Below are 23,983 nucleotides of genomic sequence, written 5' to 3' on the forward strand. Positions count from 1 at the left end.
GAAATATAGGGGTTGGAGAGCTTATGTCATTATCGTAAAGGAATAATCAGTTTGTTTTGTCACAAAGGCGGGAAATTGGTTCAATTTAAATACGATTATAACGGTTTTGAGATGTGCGGAAAGTAGGTTTATATGGTTTACTGGGATTTTTTAAAAAAGGGACACATACAATTGGACATCGTAAAACAGAATAAACATTATATGAAATCATGACTTAATAAATCAACGTGGTTGATCCAATGTTAGATAATTGCACAATGTGCCATCATGAAAAATGTACTGCGAATAACTTGCAGCCATGTGAATTTAAAGGTGATGATTTTCATGACTGCCTGAGATACAAGGTGAAGAACCTCAACACTGAATTCACACAGTTGCGTTAATAATGCTGCTGCTCCTCAGTCTGAAGTATTTGTCTTTTGTAGTATCCCGTAGCTATCAACGAAAAGGATAAGTATTATCGAGCATATCCTGAATGCCGTCGTATGGCTGAAGTTTAATAATGTCTCGTTGTCCCGCCTTAACTCAGCCTGGCTAGAGTGCGCGGCTGTAGTATGTTCATGCGCCCTTTTTGGGTGCACCCGCGCAGTAACCGCGATGTCCCCGGTTCGAATCTGGGAGGCGGGACTTTATTTTTATATATTCATATCGAAATGTTTATATGAATTAATAATCATATTTTTTTGTGGGAAGTGTAATGCAATTAATAGGTATTTTTTCTATTAGTTGAATATGCAATTTACATAATTCTCAACTACTGGTGGGACTGCATATGAGAAAAATAATAGTAAGCATATTAGCAATTACAGCATTTGTGTTATTAGTTTACAATGTTACAGTACCGTCACATTTGAATGCTCATCTTGAGATGCAGCATTGCGGTGGATGTCACACAGAAGAATCAGTTATCTTCATGCATGAGTATGCCGACCCATTGGAGAAAGAATGTATAGAATGCCATCCAGATGCCCAAAGTGGCCTGAGTGTTCATGCAAAAATGGTACCAGAGGAATGTGACAGGTGCCATCAGTTTGGGGACAAGCCAATCTTTTCAGATTGCGATCTGTGCCATCAGGACCATTTTCACATAAAAGGGGGTATCGAGACTGGTGACAGGCCCTGTAATGACTGTCACAAGAGCCATTCCCTCATTACTGACAGAGGATGTGCTAAATGTCATCGTGAGGAATATGACACCTTAAAGACACTGGGAGATAAACATTCCGAACGTGCAGACAGCTGTTACACTTGCCATACCGACCATAAGTACATTCCGGATTGCCTTGACTGTCATGACGAGATGTTCCACGGCGAGACATTACTTCACAATTGTACTGAATGCCACCAGCAGCACATGCCCAAGGAACTGTATTTCAGTCCGGTGATAGTCCCTGAGGAATGTGGGAAATGCCATCCGGATGTTATGCAGGCATTCCAGGACCACCCTTCCAAACATTCAGGCATTGATTGTGTAGAATGCCACCAGAAACACCTGCGGTGGAGACCATGCATGGACTGCCATGAAGGAGTCCATCCTGATTTTATGGAGTTCAATGTGGATAAATGCATAGGATGTCACCGCGATTCTCATTCACCTGCGAAGTATTCGTTCGAGAAGGACTGGGTATCATAGAATCGATAATGATACCGGGGTCATATCTTTTATTCCGTGCATGATATTTCAAAGGAAATTAACATGCACGGTACCGGTGGAAATAAATTACCCCTGATAGAAATGTTTAACTCTGATGGTAAGCACTATCTACTCCATTAATTCATTATTATCTATCCTATCCGGAGAATCGGGAATGATACGGGAAATCACCAATAAGTATGAACCAACAATCCTGGAAGAGGATATCCGCAATTTTTGGGATTCCATCAATGCCTATCCAAAGTCCAGACAGCTCAGAGATGGTAGTAAAGACTTCTATTTTGTGGACGGACCACCCTATACCACAGGGCATATACATCTTGGAACTGCATGGAACAAGATCATAAAAGATTCCATTTTGCGTTACAAGTCTATGAAGGACTTTTGTGTAAGGGATAGGGCAGGATGGGACATGCACGGCCTCCCCATTGAAGTGAAGGTGGAGGAAGCACTCGGTTTCAAATCCAAGAAGGACATCGAGGAGTACGGAGTAGACCGTTTTATTGCCAAATGTAAGGAATTCGCCATCCGGCAAAAAGATGAAATGACCCAGCAGTTCAAGGATCTGGGGGTCTGGCTGGATTGGGAAGACCCGTATATGACCCTGAAGGATGAATATATTGAAGCGGCCTGGTGGACCCTGAAGCGCGGTAATGAGAAAGGGTTGCTGGAGCGCGGCAAACGGGTTGTGAACTGGTGTCCCAGATGTGAAACTGCCATTGCCGATAGTGAAGTGGAATACTGGGATGAAAAAGACCCTTCAGTATATATCAAGTTTAAAATCAAAGGCGAAGACAATACCTATATTGTCATCTGGACCACCACCCCATGGACCATTCCTGCAAACATTGCAGTAGCTGTGCATCCAGGCTTTGAGTACAGCAAGATACGGGCATGGAAGGAAGATAAGGGTGACAGTGAAGTGCTGTACATGGCCACGGAACTTCTCGAGAATGTATTGAAACAGGGACGTTATTCTGATTATGAGGTGCTGGACCGGATGCTCGGAGAGGATATGTTAACATTATCATATGAAAATCCGCTCTCTGACAAAGTGCCTGCCCAGGCCGGTTTTGAACATAATGTTTACATGGCGGATTTTGTAACGGCAGAAAACACTGGTTGCGTGCATATTGCACCCGGTCACGGCCTGGACGATTTTATGCTGGGCGTGGAAAATAACCTGCCCATATATTGCCCTGTTGGGCCCGATGGCAGGTACACTGCAGATGCAGGGGAATATGAAGGCAAATACGTAAAAGAGGCCGATGAACTGGTTCTGGATGATCTGGAAGAGCGGGGGAACCTGCTCAGGAAAGGCATTATTACTCACCGGTACGGGCACTGCTGGCGGTGCAAGACCCCTATTATTTATCTTGCCACTGAACAGTGGTTCCTGAAAATATCAGAAATTAAGAACGAGATGCTCAATGAAGTGAAAAAAGTAGCATGGTATCCTGAATGGGCAGGTTCAGCTAGGTTCGCGGACTGGATATCGGGTGCCCGAGACTGGTGCATCAGCCGCCAGCGTTACTGGGGCATTCCGCTCCCTATCTGGATATGTGGTGACTGCGGTGAGATGGAGGTCATCGGTACCATGGAAGAGTTGCGGGAGCGTTCCGGACTGGAAGGGCACATTGACCTGCACAGGCCCAACGTGGATACGATCAGCATCACATGCCGTTGTGGAGGGAGCATGAAGCGTGAACCTGACGTTTTCGATGTCTGGTTCGATTCAGCAGTAGCTTCCTGGGCTACGTTGCACTATCCTGCCGAGCATGAAGATTTTGACAGACTCTGGCCAGCAGACTTTATCACTGAAGGTCACGACCAGACCCGGGGTTGGTTCTATTCACAACTGGGTGCCAGCATGCTGGCTTTCGGCAAAGCACCATATAAAAGTGTACTGATGCACGGTTTTACCCTTGACGATTCAGGCAAGAAGATGAGCAAGAGCCTGGGTAACGTGGTATCCCCTGAAGAGGTGGCAACAAAGTTGGGTGCTGATACATTCAGGTTCTATGTACTATCATCCAGTGCGCCCTGGGAAGACCTTAAGTTCAACTGGGAAGCAGTCTCCACGGTAAACCGAATGATGAACATCTTCTGGAACGTCTACCGGTTCCCTCTGCCATATATGGTACTGGACAACTTCGACCCTACTGCCGTGACCTATGATATGGTCAAACCGGCTCTCAGGCCAGAAGACCGCTGGATACTGAGCCGCGTGAATTCCCTGGCACTGAAGGTGGAAGAAGCAATGGAGCAGTACGACCTGCACAGGGCTACCAGACCCATATCGGATTTTATCCTTGAAGACCTGTCCCGGTGGTATATCCAGCTGATACGGCCGCGTACCTGGCTGGAAGAGAATGAACCGGATAAAGTGGCTGCATATTGGGTTATTTATGAAGTGCTGGTGAAGGTGGCAAAGATAATCTCTCCCTTTACCCCGCACCTTGCAGAATCAATGTACCTTAACCTTGTACGTAACCTGAATCCGGACAGTCCCGAGTCCATTCATATGTGTGACTGGCCGGCTGCACAGGATGAGTTTATTGATACAGAACTTGAAAGGGAAATGGATAGTATCCGGAAGATAGTGGAAGCAGTATCCAATGCAAGACAGAAGGTCAAGCGTAAGCTGAGATGGCCGGTAAGCCGGATAGTGCTGGCACCCGAGAATGAAAGTGTGGGCCGTTCTGTTGAAACCCTGAGGGATGTATTGCTTGAGCAGACCAACAGTAAAGATGTGGTATTGCTGGGTATTGGTGAGGCCTGGAATGAACTGGGATTGGAGATCATCCCGAAATCAAAGGCTATTGGTCCTGTTTTTAAAGGCGATGCTGGCAAGGTAATAACTGCCCTGGGTTCAATGAATGCTGCGGCCCTGCAAGCTGCGCTACAGACCTCGCAGGAGTATGAACTTGAGATACAGGGAGGTACGGCCACCATCACCCCTGATATGGTAGATTTCAGGGAGACCATTCCCGAACACATAGCCACTGCAGAGTTTTCGGGTGGCATGGTATATGTAGATGTCCTGCTGACGAGGGAAATTGAATCGGAAGGCTATGCCCGTGAAGTGATAAGACGGGTGCAGGACATGAGGAAGGAACTGGACCTGGATGTTGAAGCCAGTATCAAAGCTGTGGTCCGGATAGAAGATGAACGGATATGCGACCTTGTGCTGGACTGGGAAGCCTATATTGCCGGGGAGGTCAGGTCAAAATTGCTTATCATCGGCATTGATGTTAAACCTGATGGTGAACTGGTGAAAGAATGGGATGTTGAAGGCATTGTTATGAAGATGAGCATTTCCGGATTTTCATGAAGTTTGAGGATTGGGAACCCATATACAAGGAAATCATTAAGGATATGGGATATGACCGAACGCAGGACGAGCAAGCTGCAGGGCTACTCTCCGGGCTGTTGTTTTCCATTGAGCAGTCCCGCCTTGCCCCTGTGAGGAAACTTACTGAACTGGTACAGGGAAAAGACGTTCTGGTCTGCGGCAATGCTCCTTCACTTGCGCATGAACTGGCTGACGTGGACCCTTCAGGATATTGCATCATAGCTGCCGACGGGGCAACAGCCCATATTATGGATGCAGGGCTTGTACCACATATCATTGTCACTGACCTCGACGGTGCAGTTGCTTCTGAGATAGAGGCCAGCAACAGGGGAGCGGTAATGGTGGTCCATGCACATGGAGATAATGTTGATACTGTTCAGGCAATAGTCCCCGGACTTTACCATATAATAGGGTCAACACAGGCAGCCCCACTTGAGAACGTTTATAATTTCGGGGGGTTCACTGACGGTGACCGGTGTGTCTTTTTGGCAGTGGAATTTGATGCTGCCAGCGTGACCATGATAGGATTTGATTTTAATGATACAATGGTGACACCCATGAAAGCCAGGAAACTGGATTGGGCACGCAGGCTTATTGAGGTAGCTCTGGAATAATTTTAGCTGCAACAAACAGAAATGTATAAATATTGTTTGATTTAAATTCAGAAGAAAATAAAGGGTATGTCAATAAACACGCTGAGATGGGAGAAAAAGAAATGAATCAAAAACAACAGGATATTATTACCATAGTATTATGGATTTTTTGCGTTGTGATCGTTGTCAGCAGTATATTCGCTCTCTATGCGACTTTTGGTACTTCTGCGCCTTATCACAAAAAGATTTTCCCGGGCCTGTCAACTCAACCCATTGAAACGATGGCTGAAACCGGACAGCTTAGTGCAAGTGCAATGGTCGCCTATCATTATACAGAAAAGATCATGGAACTCCTGGATTTGGGCATTCCTGTTTTTGCCATACTGGTATTCCACCATCTGCTTATGAATTTCAGGACTTTGATGAAAGAAAAGGGGGCCAAGTTCTATGAGTGAACTGGCTGACAAATATATTGAACGGTTTACCCTGAACCAGCGTTTGCAACATGCTGTTAATGCTGTGGCATGCCTTGCACTGTTCCTCACAGGGCTGCCTGTAAAATTCCCTAACCAGCTCGGATATATTGCTGAAATGATGGGAGGTTTCAATGTCTCCACTGTTATCCACCGGATGGCAGGTACTGCCATCCTTGCCCTGGCAATGTTCCATTTTCTGTATTATATTATCGACAGGGGTTGGTTCAAGGATAAGGAGATAATACCTTCCCCGAAAGACGTGATGGATGCAATCGAGGATACTAAATATATAGTTGGTCTTTCGGATGAAAAAGGGCAGTACAGGAAATATTCATACCGTGAGAAACTGGATTATTGGGGAGCGGTCATATTCTTCCCTATCCTGATCGTAACCGGTGTTATTCTGTGGCATCCTGCCTTTGCAGTCCATTATTTCCTGCCAGCAGATTATCTTCCGGCAGTAAGGTTGATCCATTCCATGGATGCAATTCTTGCAGGTATGGCTGTAATGATGCATATGTACAATGTCCATCTGAGCCCCAGGTTCTTCCCGATCAACTGGACCATGTTCACAGGAATGATCTCTGAAGAATTGGCAGAAGAGGAGTTCCCGCTGTGGTATGAACGGGTTAAGCGGGAACAAAGCGAAGAACAGTAATCTTCCATGAAAATTCTTCCTTTGGTTGGATTTACTCGAGTTTACAAAATAATTCTTTATATACTACAGGAAAATCCCCCTGCTATCAAAACCAATATAAGTACCCAGACTCCTAATTGAAAGACCATGGATGACAATGGTCTAAAAATTCGCGTGGTGCTTGTGGAGCCATTATATGAAGGGAATGTGGGTTCTACTGCGCGTGCAATGAAGAATTTTGGTTTTCATGACCTTGTATTGGTAAATCCATGTGATCTGGGGGGACAGGCCAGGGCATTTGCTATGCATGCCCGGGATATTTTAGAGAATGCCTCTGTTCATTCCTCGATACAGGAAGCTTTCGGGGACTCGAATCTTATTATTGCAGCTACCGGGAATCCCGGGATGAGGGTTGAAGAGCATATCAGGACCCCTGCATACACTCCTGCAGAAATTAAAATGATGCTTGACGGAAAACAGGGAACTATATCCATACTGTTCGGACGAGAGGATAAAGGTCTGAACAATGATGAATTGAAGTTATGCGATATTATTATGAGCATCCCTACCAGTTTCGATTATCCGAGTATGAACCTCTCACATTCAGTAGCTGTGGTGCTTTACGAGTTATGTGATATTAAAGCTGGAAATATCGATCTTGCACAGCATTTTGACCTTGACCTGATGTACGGGCATATCCGGGAAATGCTTGATGACATCGATTATCCGGCGCATAAAAAAGATAAGACCATGCTTATGTTGCAGCGGATCCTGGGACGGACAAGGCTTACGAGCCGGGAAGTACAGACTATCAGGGGTCTGCTAAGGAGGATTCAGTATCGATTGTGTCATTCGATTGATACCTGAACTTGCTGAGAAATGTTATTAATACCCAACATTTATTAGTGCTCAGAGTGTTCATGAATTGGGATGGATAACAGAGATGTCTGAAAAGGACGGTATATCAGTAATTATTGAAAACAGATGGATGATAGTTGTAGCTATCGTTTTACTGTTCATACTTGGCATTTTCGGTTATATTGTTCTTCCGCTTCTGGACGGTATTATTCTGGGTCTTGTGTTCGCTTATATTGCCCGCCCTATCAAACATTGGCTTGAAAGAAGGGGCGTGGGAGAGCAGGTATCTGTACTGGTAGCTACTGTTGCCATAGTCGCACCGATTATGGTTATCCTGGGACTGGGTATGGTCGAGATCATCAACCAGTTGATAATCATGGCAAAGAACCAGCAACAGATAGTCAATTCAATAATTAATTTCATTAATGAACTGGACATACCGGAACCAGTCTACATTCAGATAAAGGATGCTGTGTCCAATCTTTCATCTACAATAATACCCATGCTCGGACAGATCCCTTTTTCATTTGGGATGAAACTTGCATTTTTCACGCTCAACGTGCTCATATCGGTCTTTGTCTGCTTTTTCCTGCTTAAGGATGGCTCAAAGTTCGTCAAGGCTATGGTGAATGTTGTTCCTGCTGATAAACTGGTGATGGTCGAATCATTCAGGGACCATCTTGATTACATCCTTGCCGGTATCTTTCTGGGCAACATTTATGCGGCTATCATCACCAGCATATTGTCTGTGGGCGTGTTCTATGTATTCGACGTGCCCCATATACCTGCCATGTCTGCACTGATACTCCTTGCAGGGCTCATACCCATTTTTGCAGGGTGGATGGTGCTTGGACCTATAGCGATATTACGGTATTTTGAGTTTGGGCTTAATGATGCTGTATCATTCATGGTTGTCTCGGCTGTGGTATTGTATGCACCGACTGAACTTTTATTGAAGCCTTATATCGTGAGCAGGGCTTCGAGTATCCACCCGCTCCTGGTGATGCTGGCGTTCATCGGGGGTGGCCTTGTGGGGGGAATAGGCGGGTTCTTCATGGCGCCTATTTTTTTAGGGACGTTAATTGCTGCATACAGGGCATATATGGATGTTGACACACAAAATAATGAAATATTTATGTTAGAAGATATTTAGTTAGTATAAGAATGAGGTTAGATAGTATGAACGGGATAAGAAAGTATAAATTTTTGGATTATTGTTTTTACCAGGGGGATAAATTATGAAGAATACGATATTTAAAGGAATTGTCTTACTATTTGCCGTCAGCTTTTGTATCAGTATTTCACTTGCTGCACCTGCAGAACCAACTTCCGTTAGTGCAATAGATGTGCCAGGTGATAACGGAGGTAATATAAGCATTACCTGGACAAAATCAACAGACGATGGTGAAGAAGGAAATAATGTATCCTATTATGAGATACTCAGGTCCAACGTTTCTTCGAGTGGACCATTTTCTCTAATATTTACTCGTCCAAATGAAAGTGTATCTTATACTGATAATACTACTTCTGATGGAACACTGTACTGGTACAAGGTAAATGCTTCAGATGGAACAAACTCTTCAAGTTCAAGTGTTGTTGGACCTGTTCAATCAAAGGAGAACATACCACCAATCATATCTTCTGTGACAAATGGGACTGTGAATGATTCAACAGCAGTGATAACATGGACGACCGATGAAGCTTCCACATCCCGCGTGGATTATGATACAAATCCATCAGTACCTTACGATTTTACTGAGGAAGAGACTGCATACGTTACGTCTCATAGTATTACGCTGAGCGGGTTGAATGCCAATACAACATATTATTATGTGGTAAAGAGTACTGATTCAGCCGGCAATCCCAATACTTCAGCTGAATTTAATTTTACCACGTCTGTTGACATTACAAAACCAAATGTCACTTCTACAAATCCATCCAATGGTGCAAGTAATGCACCATTGAATACGAACATTACTGCAACATTCAGTGAAGATATGAATGTGTCAACGATCAATAATGTTTCATTTACTCTCACAGGTGCAACAGCGGTTTTGGGGACAGTATCCTACAATGCAGGGACGAGAACTGCGACATTCAACCCTGATTCAAATCTGAATTACAATACGACCTATACTGCAACGATCACCACAGCAGTCACTGACGTTATCGGAAACGCGATGAATGCGAATACAGATTGGACGTTTACAACGGTAGCTAACCAGGCTCCTACAGCATCGTCTAACAGTGTTAGTCCCCCTGATGGGGTAACTCCTGTGACATTCAATTTTTCCATAATATTCACTGATGCTGAAAATGAGTCACTGACTGTGGAGTTCTATCTGGATGATTCTTTACAGGGCAATGCTAACGAGGCAGATCCAGGTGATCAGATTACCCTAGATGGGAAAAAATACTATTATACAAAAACAATCAGTGGAGTGGGTACCCACGACTATTATTTCGAAGCGACAGATAGCAATGGAAATCATACACAGAGCAGTGGAACCGTCGAAGTTTTCTCGGCGACCTACTATTCCGGCGACCGCATCTGGTCAGATGGCATGTCCCGAACATACGTATGGAATCCCCAGAGCTTCAGCGGATTCTATTATGACCTTGATACCAATGTAGGCAGCGAAACCCTTACCATTGAAGATATTGACAGGTCTTTGAACAAAGGAGACATAATTTATAAGACATCTCCGATACCGATTAAATTTGAATACGGCAACTGGGGCACTTATGACGTTATTGGTTTTATGGCGGACCGCTACTTTGCAGGTTATACTGGCTCCTCATTCGCCTCATCAAGCGACAATCTGCTGGACAAGAGAAAACTCAGCAAAGTATTGACCGATAATGATAAGAGCTATAATGTAAGGACAGGTTCAGCTCTTAAACTTGGGGAAGGATATGAATTCAGAATCTCTGAAATGAGCGCCAGCGGAAGTGCTGTTATGGTGGGACTGTTCAAAGATGGTGGCAAGGTAAAGGAAGACATCGTCTCTGAAGGTGATACTTTTGTATATAAAAAAGACCTGGGCAGCTCAAAGAATATACCAATACTTGCCATGAACATAGATACCGTGTTCGCAGGAATGGAAACCAGTACTGTGATAGTGGAAGGAATATTCCAGATATCTGAAAAATATATCACTGTTGACACCGGTAATGAGTTCGGAGAGATGGAAGTAACCAGCGTATCATCAACAGGTATTACCATGAAGAACGAGGGTAGTGTTAGCCTCAGTGCAGGTGATGACTTTAACCTCATGGGCAAGATCAATATCAGAGTTGCAGATTCCAATACACTGCGGTTCGCCCCCTATGTAGAAATGTCAGAACCAGGTACTTATGAACTGAGAGGAACGGTAACCAATAAAACCGATTTTACCTGGACACCCTTCAACTTCGAGGCACTTCTCTACGACATTGACACTGGATTCGGGGATGAGAACCTGAATATTGTACGTAGTGGCAGAACAGTAGCTGAAAGTAAACTAACATATACTACAAATCCCATTGACATGAATTTCGAACATAGTGGTGATGGATGGAATAAATATCAATCCATCGGATTCATGGGCGATACCTATTTTGCAGGTTATAAAAAGACCGGAGCAACATTCCTCTCCAGTGACAGAAGCCTGATAGAAGAAGGCAGGTTAGCCAAAATACTCATCGACGAGGATAAAAGATACACCCTGCATATTGGAAATTCTCTGCCCCTCCAGGAAGGTTACAGTGTAAGGATAGATGAGATCAGCCGCAGCGGTGAAGCACTGATGTTTACTATCCTCAAGAATGGGGAAGAAATCGACACCGATATTTCCAGCGGAGATGACACGTATGTTTATGAAGTGGAGGTAGGCGATACGGACATTCCAATATTTATCTTCCATATCGACCAGGTATTCAGGGGTATGGAGACGAATTCCGTGTTCATAGACGGTGTTTTCCAGATATCTGAAAAATTCACCACTATAGAAAAAGGTGACTCCTACGGCATTATGGAAGTTACATCAACCACTTCCTCATCCATAGTCATGAAAAACAAGGACGATAGTATCAGCCTGGGAGAGGGCGATACAATCAGCATAATGGGCGATATCAAGATAAAAGTCGCTGATAATAGCAGTGCAGTCAGGTTCTATCCATTCAAGGAAATAATTGTGGAAGAGCCACTGTATCTGAAACTTGACATACCCAAGAATGTCTACCAGAATGAAGAATTGACCATTAAAGTCACATCTGACGGAGATAACATTAAAGGAGCAGCCATAAAATTTGGTGATACTTCCATCGGCACTACCGACTCAAGTGGTGAATTGTCCTATACGCCAACAGAACCGGGAACTTTCACCATCACCGCATCCAAGGAAGGTTATGAAAGCGATGACGATAAAATAGAAGTGCTGTACCAGCCTAAAGTACTATCAGTAAGCGCTCCGTTAGTATCCGATAAAGGCGAATCGATAGTCATATCTGTAACTTCTGAAGGCGTGGGCGTGAAAGACGCTTCGGTGAAGTTCGGCAGCAAGAACCTTGGTACAACACCCGCCAGTGGCAACATCACATACACACCCGATGAAGTGGGCACTTTTACGATCTCTGCATCTAAATCAGGATACCAGGATGCAACTAAAGATATTGACATCACTGACCCGGGTGCCAAACTGGTATTTTCGAACCTTACTATTAAACCCAGATTAGTAGAACCGGGCGAGAACGTGAACATTACCGTGGAAGCTGCCAATTTTGGAACGCTCAGGGAAGCTCAGACCATGTACTTGAAGGTAAACGGTGACGTGGTAATAAGTCAGGACCTGGTACTGGGTCCCGGGGAGATTGTGACGATTCATTTCAATATGAACCGGTCAAAGGCCGGCACGTATCTTGTTGAAGTCGACGGTCGCAGTAATACTTTCAGGGTCAAAGGTCTTCAGTTGGGTTCAACCAGTCTTTTTGTTGGAGGTATTATCGCATTACTCTCAACAGCTGCAATAGTATACAGTATTTCACAGGGTACACTGACAGTAGATATCTTATCAGCCAAAGTACAGGCATTTGAAAAAATGTTACGGCAATTGGTTGAAAAATGAAATCAAAGAAATAATAATAAAAACAAGATAAGGAAGAATTTATTTATTCTTCCTTTTCGGTTTCTTTTCCATCCATTTCCATACCAATAACTTCAAATAGTTTTTTAACTACTGCCTCGTCGACCAGTTTCATAAGAGTGTGCTTATCCTTTGTACCGCTAAAAACACCCAATGGTATCTGTGCGCCAGCAGATGTGGCATGCCCACCGCCATATTCCTTACCGAAAGCTTCACGCATAACTTCCCCTACATTGACCCTCACATCTTTGGTCCTGCCGGATAGATGAATATTGTCCTCGGTCAGTCCGAAAATAATTGTCGTGGTCACACCTTCAAGATTCAGCAGGTAATCTGCTGCCTGGGGCAAAGCATCACGGTCCCTGATTGTACCCACATTGGATATCAGGTAACTACCGTTCACCTGCCTGTTCTTGATAGCATACCCCATTATATCAAGGGTCTCAGTGGACATGGATGGTGTCTCTATCTGGCTCAATATCTCATGGTCCACCAGCGGGTACAGGAAAGCTGCAGCATTCAGGTCAGATTGGGTGGCATTTTTCTTGAATTCATGAGTATCCACTCTGATGCCATAGAGCAGAGCTGTTGCAAGATTACTGTTTACCTTGAGACCCAGCTCTTTGAGATACGTGGTCATTATCGTAGCACTGGCCCCGATATCAGGCTGGATATCAATGAAATCAGCCTTTACTTCAGTTGTGCCTACAGGATGATGATCGATAACAATGTTAGCCCGCACATCCGAGGGCAAAAGGTTATTCATACCTGGGATGGTACTTTCAAACAGGGCAAGGCTTGAGAACTTGGAAGGGTCATATTCTTCTATCCGCTCAATGTCAATATCCAGCAGGTTTACAAACGCCTTGTTCTCCTGGTGCCCTATCAAACCGCTGTATATGATCTTTGAATCCACGCCAACGGTTTCTGCAATAACTTTCAGGGCCATTGCACCAGATATGGCATCCGGGTCCGGGTTGTTATGTACTACGATACCCAGTTTACCTTTCCCCATTTTTTTAATGACCCTCTGAAGTTCATGAGCTTTCTTCAGGATAGATGCCCGTTCCACTGCCTGTACCAAAACCTGGGCGGCAGCCCTTGCAGGCAATACGGCCAAATCCACACCTGCAGCCTCCATACGGTCTTTATTGTTCTGGTCATTGACCCTGGATACCGTATAGATGTCCGGTTTTAATTTCTTCAGGTGCGTCAATGCCTTGAGGTTCGCCTCACTATCCGAACTCAAAATGAACGCTATATCAATGTTCAACACATCAAGAGCACCGATGGTCTCATAATCGCTGATGTCACCAATTTCTACATCATAACCCTGGTCTTTCAGAGTCTCAGCTTTACTGGCGTCCTTTTCAACAAATATTATACTTATATTCTTTCCTTCCAATTCTTTTGCAACAGCAACTCCCATACCACCGCTGCCCAGAATTGCATACAGTTGTTTTGATTTTACTTCTTTTATGACATCCCCCATATCGAGGATATCCTGATTTAATTCATCTTCGATGAAAAGGCCTCCAATAATCTTGACTACTTAATTTATTGCTTCATAAAGATTAACTTAACCGTTTCGTTTCCCAAACTTTTATCCTGAAGCAGAGGGGTATAAACCATAATTATGTCAAATACAATTATGGAATATGCCAGACAGGGGCATATTACTCCTGCAATAAAGGCCGCTGCAACCGCTGAAGGGCTGGAACCGGTAAGAATTACCCGGCTTATCGCACAGGGCAGGGTAGTTATTCCCGGAAATCTAGCGCGTGAACACATCCTGCCAATGGCAGTGGGTGAATGTATCTCAACAAAGGTCAATGCCAATATCGGTACTTCACAGGTACATGCAGATGTGGAAGAAGAGATGAACAAAGCCAGGACTGCAATACAGTATGGTGCCGATACGGTCATGGACCTGTCCACAGGAGACGATATCGATAGTGTGAGACGACGGCTGTTAAAAGAGATCGAAGCTCCAATTGGCACCGTCCCTATATACCAGGCAGCAAGCGCATGCACATCTGTGCTGGATATGACCACAGACGATATGTTCAATGCATTACGCAAACACGTCGAAGATGGTGTTGATTTCATTACCGTACATGCCGGTGTTACCGCAAAGGCCCTGGAGCATTTAAGGGCAGAGGGCAGGATACTGGATATAGTCAGCCGGGGCGGTTCGTTCATGGCCGCATGGATGCTGCACCACGGGCGCGAGAATCCTTATTATGCCGAGTTCGACTATTTGCTGGAAATTGTGAAGGAATTCGATGTTACCCTGAGCCTGGGAGATGGTATGCGGCCCGGGTGTACCGCCGATGCTTCTGACCGCTGCATGTTCGAAGAGGTCATCACCCTGGGCGAGCTGGTGCAAAGGTCAAGGGCCGCAGGGGTACAGGCAATGGTGGAAGGACCGGGGCATGTACCGCTGGACCAGATAGAACCGGCTGTACGCTCCATCAAGAACATCTGCGACGGTGCACCGCTGTACCTGCTGGGCCCGCTGGTCACTGACCTGGCCCCTGGCTACGACCATATCACAGCCGCCATTGGCGGCGCGGTAGCAGGAATGGCAGGAGCCGATTTTTTGTGCATGACCACGCCAGCGGAACACCTGGCATTACCCAGTGTGGAGGATATCCGGGAAGGGGCTGTGGTGACGAAGATCGCCGCTCATGCCATTGACCTGGTGAAGGCAGGACAACGCCAGCATGCGCAGGCACAGGATAATGAAATGGCCCGGGTGCGGCGTGACCTGGACTGGGAAGGACAGTTTAAACTGGCCATAGACCCGGAGCGAGCGATGGCAATACACTCAAGGTGCAGGGACGTGGAAACCTGCAGCATGTGCGGTGAGTTATGCTCCATTAAACTTATGCGGGATGTACTGGGAAAGAAATAAAGAAGGAACAAACGGGACAGGGAAAAAGAGGGTTAAGAGAAACAGGAGTACAGAGGGAAGAGAATTAACAGGGGTACCGTGGGGAAAAGGGGAACCGGAGAGAAAGACCTGTTCCTGCAACGTTCATCTCCCGATTTTTACTATTGTTGTTTATTCCTGTACGAGCGTACACCCAGACCGAACACTATTAACAGTACAACTACAGCCCCTATCCAGAGCACGTTCCTGAATTTTTCGGTTGTGGACACGGCCGGGAGAGTTTCCACCTGTATCTTTATATTATCTGATATCCTGTCGTGACCGTCCACATCCTCGTACTTGATCTCACTATTTATACCGTACCTCTTGGTCGTAGCTGTTTCATCCACCTTAATATTAAATTGTGCAATAGCATTCTCACCCGGCACCAGCGAACCGATATATGCCTGGTCATCCGTGGTACTGAACGGGTCTGATACGCTGATCCGTACTGTTGCATCAGTTACAGGCAGTTCACCAACATTCCTGTATGTGACAAAGAGCAGACATTCTTTACCTGCCACCAGGTTACCACTCATTTCCACGACCTCAAAATCAGCTTCATCCTTAACTATCACCGGAATAGTCAAATTCTGGCTGTTTATCTCATACCACAACCCCACTTCAAGGTCGGTCACACCAAGGTCAGTCTCATCTTTTCCGTTTATCTGGACATTTTCCTGGTATCCGTATAACAGGTTCAACATGAGCGGATGCACGCCAGCAGGAGCATTTTTTGCTATCTCTATGGTGAACTGTACCGGTTCTTTTGTCTTCTGGCCCGAAACCAGCGAACCTGCCTCCTGGGAACCGGTCTTGATCCTCAGGGCAGGGTCAAAGGATACGAGAGTGGCCACGATACCTATGGCTGTTGTCTTTTGCGCTTCATAGTTCATCTCGGTCTGCTGCAGCTTTTGCTCCAGCTCTACTGCGGGGTCAACAGTCTTTTCAGACTTAAAACCGGTGATCAATCCCCTGTTCATGAGATGTATGTTCAACGTTACCGTGTCTCCCCGGTAAAATTCCCCATCCCCCAGAAGGGACGCGCTGACATTTGGCCCGCCGTACACGGTATAGTAGTTATTGCTCACATCAAAATATTCCGGGAATGCCGCCTGTGCAGGCACCGTTAAAATCAGGATTGATGTAATTGCAAACAAAATTATCTGAACACATTTTTTATAATCCATGCATGTTCCTCTCATTTCTCTAATTAATTATATTTCTTAAGATTTCGTACAACGTTCACAAAAAGATATAGTAACAAAACAATAACTCCAAATACTGAAAGCGTGAAATTTCCTATCCTTTCTTCGGCTTTGCCAAGAGGTACACTCACTTTCAGGTTTTCGGATAATGTAATCTCGTCCTGCTCGTCATAATACTTTATTTCACTGTCAATACCGTACGTTTTTATTACGGCACTGGAATCAGCAGCAATGTTGAAACGTGCAGTCTGGCTCTCGCCTGGTTCAATGGTCCCCAGCCGCACTACCGACTGGTCTATACTGAGCGGGCGCATCACAACCATCCTGACCACGGCATCCGCGGCTGTGACCTCACCCGTGTTCTTGTATGTGACGTCAATAGTATGTTTTTCACCGGCCACAAGGTTGCCTGAAACATCGGTAACTTCGAACCGTGGAGACGCTTTTATAAAAATCGGAATAAGCAGGGTCTTGTTGGCACTGGTGTACAGGGCAATGTGGTCCATGCCAGTAAGGCCGAGACGCACCACATTGTTTGTGGTCATGCGTACCTGGCTCTGGTACTGGTACGATACGGGAAGCTGCAGGTAATAAACACCTGCTGGCGCATTCTTTGATATCGTAAGAGTAAACGTGAGCGGGTGTTCGGGAATTTCCCCGGGAAAAAGGGATTCCATTGTCTGGATGTTTTTCCCCGGTTCTATTTTTATAAATGATGTAGCTGAGACCAGTTCTGTATCAATTCCTACCGCTGTAGTGCGGCGCGTTTCATATTGCAGTTCTTTGAGAGAGAGTGAATGGTCACCTTTGTTTGTTCCCACGCTGGTGTCGTATTTGAAACCGTATATCGCACCTTTGTTCACAAGGTTCATATTCAGGTGTACGGTCTCACCCCGCTCAAATTCAGAGTCACCCAGCAGCGAGGCATATATATCGGGGGCGCCGAAACTATCATAATAGTTCGTGGAAAATATGTAATTGGGGAGCAACAGGTCTGTATTATCTGTATCCGCATCAACCGGCAACAGGGTGAATCCCGGCACAGACAGGATAATTACTGCCGTACATGCTAATAAAAATAACTTTCCCCCTATACCTGGACGTTTATCTGTTCCACTCACTGGGCATCCACATCCCGTGAATTAAATATTGACCTATCCCTGTATCCGGTACTCGCATCAAGTGCCCCTCTCTTCTCCCGCCACTCGTCCAGCTTCACAATAACTGCAGGGAAAACAATAAATGTTGCAACCAGTGCCAGTGTCACGTCCAGGACAGTCACAAGACCGAAATTACGGTTCATGGAAAATGGCGATGCTATAAGTGCAGAAAATCCAAAGATGGTGGTCAGGCCGGATGCAACAATGGCCTTCCCTATTTTTGAACTTGCAGCCTCCATAGCTTCGACCGGGTTTATGCCTTTATCGCGTTCTTCATAGTACCTCTCCATCATCAGGACGGCATATTCAGAACCAACCCCCAGGATAAGCGCACCCAGGGTTGCGGTCATTGGAGTATAATCTATGCCGGTAAAATACATGATACCGCCTGCCCATCCGATTACCATGAACATGGTTATGACAGGGGTGAGGGCTTTGAGCCAGTCCCGGTATATCACGAGCAAGCCTAAAAACACCAGTATAAGCCCGGTAAGGGTCATGGCTACACGGCCTGACGTGAGCGACCATATCACGGTGGTGAACACCACGGAATTCCCTGTTATTGTTACCTCCACCCCCGGCGGCGGGGACATCCATGCAATATCATCCTGTACTATTCCTGTCAATTCACTGACACCTTTTAAACCGATATCACCGATGGCATTGCCTATGCCCAGATCCATCAACAGCATATTCTTGCCATGAATGTAGCGGTCCTTCTGCATTGCCGGTATTTGCTGGTATATTCGTTCGATATCGGCGCTATTATCAGGTATGCTGCCCCCGTTCATTGATTTTACAATGGGTACAATGCTTGATGCATCGTATATGCGCGCCCTTCTTTCAACTTCATGGGTGCTGAATTCATCCATCCACCTGAGCACTTCAGGATCTGCCGAATCGTCCACCTTTATTATAATGTTCAGGGCATCGGTCCCGCCGATGATGTCGCCAAGATGGGTCAGGTCAACGAGTGCGGGCATATCCTGGGGCACAAAGGTTTTTACGTCGGTCTGGATGGGGACGAAAGAATCAGCATAAAGACCGGAAAAACACAATAGTCCAGCAATCCCGAGTACAAGGATGGGATGATTGACTGAAAGGATGGTGGTCTTTTTCAGGAAAAGCTCGATCTTGCTGACAGGCGGGTCAATGCGTGCAATTGATGGGTTGGTTTTCTGTTTTAGGGCATTATTGAAGTTCTTTCGATGGTTCTTCATATTATTCTTCTTTTTAATTAACCTGTCAAGTCCATATATGACCGTCACGCCTACAAACAGCGATGACAAAAAGCACATGATTATGCCGATAAGAAGGAGTTTTCCGAAATCCTGTATCATAGGGACAGATGAGGTGAACAGTGAAAAGAAACCAAGAGCTGTGATTGTCAGGGCAATAAGCACCGCCGGTCCGGTGTGTTTGATGGTCTCTATGACGGCCTGTGCTTCATCTTCGCCTTTCTCCAGTTCTTCTTCTATCCGGTTGTGGAACTGGATGGCGTAATCTATGCCAAGTCCGATAAGTACCGGAAATGCGGACATGGATACCATGCTGAGAGGGATTCGCAGGTATCCCATTGCTCCGAAGGTGTAGATGATACCGAGGAGGACGATAGGGAGTGGAAGGAGTTTCCAGCGGACATGCCTGAACACCAGGTACAGCACCACTATCATAAGTACTGCAGATATCATGAGCAGGGGAGCCATGCTTGTGGTCATCTCGTTGTTCATGGCTATCATGAATGCGGGGTCTCCGGTCACAATGACACCATAGGATGGCGGGAAATTGGATTGGGTAACCGCCATTTCGGTCTCGCGCAGTATTTCTATCATTTCATTGTCTGTGGAGTCGCCTGCCATTTCCACCCAGATAATGGTGTGGGTTTTGTCGGGGATGAGCATACCAATATCTGATGACCGGCTTGCTATGATAGATTCTATCTCCACCTGGCTGTCAGGGAGTGTGCGCTGGCCTGTCATCTGGTAGTTGGTATCCTTGATGACCATGGCCGCACTGGCAGTCCCCACCACTCCCGGTATGGTCATTACCTGCTGTTGAAGCCTGTCAATTGCTTTCAGTGCTTCAGGTGTTGTTACATCTCCGCCTTCGACAAGTACTGCTATTGATTCGGTTGCAAAGATTCTCAGGTAAAGGTGGTCAAAATCCTGGTACAGTTTTGATGTTTTTTCCACAAAGGTCTCTGTGCCCGAACTCATTTCAATGTACTGGGTACCATTTATTGAAATCACAATAAGCAATATCGCTAACAGGACAATTGGGATGGTGTTGTCTTCTATGAAAATACCCAGTTTGCGAAATGTGTCTTTTATGGTAGGTTTCCCCCCGATTGAGAGCTTTGAATGTCAGTGGTATGATGTGCGAGCAATAATGTTGGGTAATTGTGATGCCTGTATAAAATTATTGTGATTTCTGTATTAAATAATTGTGGAACTTGAGGGCGAATATTTTGGGTGGTAATGAGGTGGCTGCTGCACATCACAGTATTTCATTGCCTGAACTTTCAGTATTGCTTCTCTTTCCTGGACTTCCTGCAAATCCTATAACATCCATGTAATATTCTGCATTCAACTTCCGATACCTTCGAATATCATATCTATCTTTTCAGATATGTCACTGGAAAAAGAGTAATCACTCTCTGATTTCAACCACATGATCAGGGAATGAAAATAAATCGCTATGAGATTTTCAGCTGCTTTCTTGACATTAATATGATCTTTTATGTCTCTTTTTTTTACACCTTCTTCAAGAAAATCACAAAGAATTTTGCCAAAGCGATGAATACTATTTTTCGGTTCATCAGGTTTAAAACCAATTTGTATTATATTTCGATGATATTCAAACATCAACAATTTTGTAAGTGCTTTGTCTTTTTCATAGCTTTCTGCCAGAAATACCAGTAAATTCTTTATTTTTTCTTTGATAGGAATGCTTTTCATGGTTTCTTTTTCAATAAGATTGTAAATCAGCTCTGCTTTTTGCTCTCCAAAGTATATGAGGAGTGTTTCTTTTGTCGGAAAATAATTAAAAAATGTACCTTTAGCGATTCCAGCTACTTTTGTAATCTCATCAACAGTGGTATTTTCGTATCCATTTGCTTTAAATAATCTTCCAGATACTTCAAAAATCTTGTTTTTTGTGTCCAGTTTCTTTTTCTCACGTAGGGAAATGCTATCATCTTCTCAATTGGTAATAATTCTTGTTCACTATGACCTTGGTCATACTTGACCTTGGTCATACTTGACCTTGGTCATATTTAAGGTTTTGGAATTTATATTTTTCAATAATAACAGATTTTGCAATGGGACTTTAGAAACATGATCAAAACCTTTGATTCATGTCCATAATTTGAAAGTAAAAAGGACTCGCGATTTACTTATCCCATGGTAGAGTAAAAGAGCGGCTTTCACCACTCCTTCTTATCAGACCGTGCGTACGGATTTCCCATATAAGGCTTTCATTTGGCATTGTCCCATTGCAGGAGATGGATCCATCAATTGATACCTCCACCGGTTTCGATCATCAGCAATTGTTCGACCACCTTCATAGATAATAAAATCATGCTCCATCGAAACGATAAATCGAATATTCTATCTCTTGAGTATCATGTTATTTTTTTTCGTACTATCCATATATCTTATGTGGCTTAACGCACTATAGATTGGGGTGAATATGATGGATAAGGTTGCAGACGAAAGGTTCTGGGAAATTGACTTCCTTCGCGGAATTGCGATACTCCTGATGATCATTTTTCATGCACTCTATGACTTCAATTTCTTTGGCAGCTATAACTTTGATCTCGATTCAGGACTATGGGTCTATGTAGGGCGCTCATCTGCCATTATGTTCATTTTTGTGGTAGGAATATCCCTGACCCTGAGTCGCTCAAGAGCAACAGGAATGAATATCCCGAAACCGGAGCTCTATCAAAAATTCCTGAAAAGGGGTGTCCGGATATTTTCATGGGGTCTTTTGATCACCCTCATCACATGGCTCTTTTTGAGAGATGGCGTTATTGTGTTTGGAATACTTCATTTCATCGGGCTTTCCATCATTCTGGCATATCCCTTTTTGGGATTGCGCACATACAACCTGCTGATAGGTGCTGGCATCATTGTTTCTGGTCTGTATTTAAGCGAATTTGCATTTCATTTCCCCTGGCTGCTGTGGCTGGGTTTTATCCCTTACGGATTCCACACTCTCGACTATTTCCCGGTCCTACCCTGGTTCGGTGTAACCCTGGTCGGTATATTTGCCGGCAATTCATTGTACCCGGACCACACGCGAAAATTTGAAATCAAAGACCTCACCTGGTTTTTCCCGGTACGATTGTTCTGCATGCTTGGCAGACGATCATTGCTTATATACCTGATCCATCAGCCAATACTGATAGCATTGCTCTACCTTCTGGGTTTTGTGGATATTGGGATATTGTTTTGATGGGGGTGTTGGAAACATTCGTTTTCCGGGTCACTTTCATAATGTAATTTATTTTATCTTAATTATATCTTGAATTGCATCAATTATTTCTTGAGTTTTTTGCGCATTTAATGTCCCATGTTTATTGTTTATTAAACTTTTATGAACTTTAAGTATCCAATCAAATCTAACTCGATTGTCTTTTTTAAAAGAATTTCCACTCTCAAGATCTGCATTGTCAATAGCAATGCAACAATCTGTTCGTAATTTACTGGTTATTGCACAACAAATAACATCATTATGGGTTGAATATTATAAATTATTCGGTAATATTAACCCCGGTCTTCTTTTGGAACCAGATAAATCTGAATAAGTAATCACAAACCGGCCGGATTGGAATTCCGGGGCATCCCGATGCGGATGCTCGAAGATTTGGCATCTCTCTTAGCTATCTTGCTTTCTATTGACTCGATCCAGGCGCAAAAACGTGATTTATAGAGACTGTTAGAAACAACCATTAAATCGATAACATTATTATCAATTAAAACAATTGTTTTAATTATGCCAACGACTATTACAATAAATGAAAAAACAAAAGAAAGGTTATCAGACTATAAGTTTGGTGACTGGACTTTTGATGACGTTTTAAATATGCTTATGAACAAGGTGTCTATTGAGGATATAAGCGCGGAACATATTGAAGAACATTATCGCCGCCTTGCAGATTTTAACGGAATTTCAAAAGAAGAATTTAAATCTCGAATAAAGAAAAGAGCTTCAAGTGGAAGTTGAGATTGTTGAGCCAAGATACAACTCCTTATGAAGTTCTGGTAGATGAGAGAGTTGAAAAAGATTTAGAAAAAGTCCCGAAGTACGTAGTCGATAAATTTCTAAGACTGCTTGATGAATTTGAGAAGAATCCTATTAGACCTAGAACTGGTTTTGATGTGAAACCCATGGAAGGATATCCGGGTAATACATATCGATTAAGGATTGGTAAGTATAGGGTTCTTTATGCAGTTGATGGTGATAATAAAAAGGTCAGGATTACTTCAGTCCAGCACAGAGGGAATGTTTATAAATAAGTTAATGGGCTTGACTATTGGATTTGTTATCCTCTTTTATATTTTGCAGGCATTTGGGCCTGTACCAGATGATGCTTTTTCAAATTGGACTGGAATTCTTGCTCCATTTGGCGCAGTCATGCGCTTTTTAGCGCCAGGCACTGAAGATGCTCTCTTAGCATTCATTGAGGCACTACTTATCACGGGTGGAACTGTAATAAAGAAGAATTAGCTATCCAGCTTTAGGCGCCTGATTTCAGATTTGAAGAAGTTGTTCCGTCCTCCTTATCGCATTATTCGAGCATGAAATCCTATCGCCTTCAGTCAACGACCCCGGACGTCGCAAGGCTTTGTCCGGGGCATCAGGGTTGGCGCATGATATTGTGCATATCAAAGTATGCTTCTGCTTTTCTCATTCACTATTAATAAAATTTCATGCACTTATTTTTGTTTTCTTCTGAATAAACAAATGACTCCAAATAA

General features: G+C 44.3%; 19 protein-coding genes and 1 tRNA gene. 14 read left to right on the plus strand and 6 right to left on the minus strand.

The window, feature by feature from the left end; genetic code table 11:
* Positions 1-514: 514 nt before the first annotated feature.
* The 9 genes from K0A89_10690 to K0A89_10730 all read left to right on the plus strand — a co-directional run bounded on the left by K0A89_10690 (position 515) and on the right by K0A89_10730 (position 12,678).
* Positions 515-627, plus strand: a tRNA-Tyr gene (locus K0A89_10690).
* A 145-nt stretch (positions 628-772) separates the two neighbouring features.
* Positions 773-1,633, plus strand: coding sequence for a hypothetical protein (locus tag K0A89_10695; protein ID MBW6518953.1), 861 nt, complete (start codon positions 773-775; stop codon positions 1,631-1,633).
* Between the two features lie 175 nt (positions 1,634-1,808).
* On the plus strand, positions 1,809-4,988 hold the full coding sequence (ileS, locus tag K0A89_10700) for an isoleucine--tRNA ligase (GenBank protein MBW6518954.1): 3,180 nt from the start codon (positions 1,809-1,811) through the stop codon (positions 4,986-4,988).
* Positions 4,985-5,623, plus strand: coding sequence for a DUF115 domain-containing protein (locus tag K0A89_10705; protein MBW6518955.1), 639 nt, complete (start codon positions 4,985-4,987; stop codon positions 5,621-5,623). Before ileS ends, K0A89_10705 begins: the two co-directional genes overlap by 4 nt.
* A 101-nt stretch (positions 5,624-5,724) precedes the next feature.
* The gene (locus tag K0A89_10710; GenBank protein ID MBW6518956.1) at positions 5,725-6,057 is read left to right on the plus strand and encodes a hypothetical protein; all 333 of its coding nucleotides are present in this window, start codon (positions 5,725-5,727) and stop codon (positions 6,055-6,057) included.
* A complete protein-coding gene (locus K0A89_10715; protein ID MBW6518957.1) occupies positions 6,050-6,736 on the plus strand; it encodes a cytochrome b/b6 domain-containing protein in 687 nt (228 codons plus the stop codon). The genes K0A89_10710 and K0A89_10715 overlap by 8 nt, the downstream gene beginning before the upstream one ends.
* Positions 6,737-6,862: 126 nt before the next feature.
* The gene (locus K0A89_10720; GenBank protein ID MBW6518958.1) at positions 6,863-7,582 is read left to right on the plus strand and encodes an RNA methyltransferase; all 720 of its coding nucleotides are present in this window, start codon (positions 6,863-6,865) and stop codon (positions 7,580-7,582) included.
* 76 nt (positions 7,583-7,658) lie between these two features.
* Positions 7,659-8,726 carry an AI-2E family transporter gene (locus K0A89_10725; protein MBW6518959.1) on the plus strand — a complete coding sequence of 356 codons (1,068 nt, stop codon included), beginning with the start codon at positions 7,659-7,661 and terminating at the stop codon, positions 8,724-8,726.
* Between the two features lie 85 nt (positions 8,727-8,811).
* Positions 8,812-12,678: an Ig-like domain-containing protein gene (locus K0A89_10730; protein ID MBW6518960.1), complete on the plus strand. Its 3,867-nt coding sequence runs from the start codon at positions 8,812-8,814 to the stop codon at positions 12,676-12,678.
* Between the two features lie 43 nt (positions 12,679-12,721).
* On the opposite strand, the gene K0A89_10735 is transcribed toward K0A89_10730, so the two are convergent.
* A complete protein-coding gene (locus K0A89_10735) occupies positions 12,722-14,188 on the minus strand; it encodes an NAD-binding protein (protein MBW6518961.1) in 1,467 nt (488 codons plus the stop codon).
* Positions 14,189-14,332: 144 nt separating this feature from the next.
* Here K0A89_10735 and thiC point away from each other — a divergent pair, with 144 nt between their 5' ends.
* The gene (gene thiC / locus K0A89_10740; GenBank protein MBW6518962.1) at positions 14,333-15,613 is read left to right on the plus strand and encodes a phosphomethylpyrimidine synthase ThiC; all 1,281 of its coding nucleotides are present in this window, start codon (positions 14,333-14,335) and stop codon (positions 15,611-15,613) included.
* A gap of 140 nt (positions 15,614-15,753) precedes the next feature.
* Here the strand turns inward: thiC and K0A89_10745 are convergent, their stop codons facing one another.
* The 4 genes from K0A89_10745 to K0A89_10760 form a co-directional block, all read right to left on the minus strand.
* A complete protein-coding gene (locus K0A89_10745; protein MBW6518963.1) occupies positions 15,754-16,821 on the minus strand; it encodes a hypothetical protein in 1,068 nt (355 codons plus the stop codon).
* Between the two features lie 23 nt (positions 16,822-16,844).
* On the minus strand, positions 16,845-17,960 hold the full coding sequence (locus K0A89_10750) for a hypothetical protein (protein ID MBW6518964.1): 1,116 nt from the start codon (positions 17,958-17,960) through the stop codon (positions 16,845-16,847).
* On the minus strand, positions 17,957-20,329 hold the full coding sequence (locus K0A89_10755; protein ID MBW6518965.1) for an RND family transporter: 2,373 nt from the start codon (positions 20,327-20,329) through the stop codon (positions 17,957-17,959). The genes K0A89_10750 and K0A89_10755 overlap by 4 nt, the downstream gene beginning before the upstream one ends.
* Positions 20,330-20,584: 255 nt before the next feature.
* Positions 20,585-21,187: a TetR/AcrR family transcriptional regulator gene (locus K0A89_10760; protein MBW6518966.1), complete on the minus strand. Its 603-nt coding sequence runs from the start codon at positions 21,185-21,187 to the stop codon at positions 20,585-20,587.
* A 505-nt stretch (positions 21,188-21,692) separates the two neighbouring features.
* Between K0A89_10760 and K0A89_10765 the strand changes: the two genes are divergently transcribed.
* Positions 21,693-22,457 carry a DUF1624 domain-containing protein gene (locus K0A89_10765; GenBank protein ID MBW6518967.1) on the plus strand — a complete coding sequence of 255 codons (765 nt, stop codon included), beginning with the start codon at positions 21,693-21,695 and terminating at the stop codon, positions 22,455-22,457.
* A gap of 48 nt (positions 22,458-22,505) precedes the next feature.
* On the opposite strand, the gene K0A89_10770 is transcribed toward K0A89_10765, so the two are convergent.
* Positions 22,506-22,727, minus strand: coding sequence for a hypothetical protein (locus K0A89_10770; GenBank protein ID MBW6518968.1), 222 nt, complete (start codon positions 22,725-22,727; stop codon positions 22,506-22,508).
* 270 nt (positions 22,728-22,997) lie between these two features.
* Between K0A89_10770 and K0A89_10775 the strand changes: the two genes are divergently transcribed.
* From K0A89_10775 to K0A89_10785, 3 genes are read left to right on the plus strand one after another with little or no spacing between them, the layout of a single operon-like run.
* Positions 22,998-23,228, plus strand: coding sequence for a hypothetical protein (locus K0A89_10775; GenBank protein ID MBW6518969.1), 231 nt, complete (start codon positions 22,998-23,000; stop codon positions 23,226-23,228).
* A 5-nt stretch (positions 23,229-23,233) separates the two neighbouring features.
* Positions 23,234-23,521: a type II toxin-antitoxin system RelE/ParE family toxin gene (locus tag K0A89_10780; GenBank protein MBW6518970.1), complete on the plus strand. Its 288-nt coding sequence runs from the start codon at positions 23,234-23,236 to the stop codon at positions 23,519-23,521.
* 10 nt (positions 23,522-23,531) lie between these two features.
* The gene (locus K0A89_10785) at positions 23,532-23,732 is read left to right on the plus strand and encodes a hypothetical protein (GenBank protein MBW6518971.1); all 201 of its coding nucleotides are present in this window, start codon (positions 23,532-23,534) and stop codon (positions 23,730-23,732) included.
* The last annotated feature ends 251 nt before the right edge of the window (positions 23,733-23,983 follow it).

This window comes from ANME-2 cluster archaeon (genome assembly GCA_019429385.1).
Lineage (GTDB): Archaea > Halobacteriota > Methanosarcinia > Methanosarcinales > Methanocomedenaceae > Methanocomedens_B.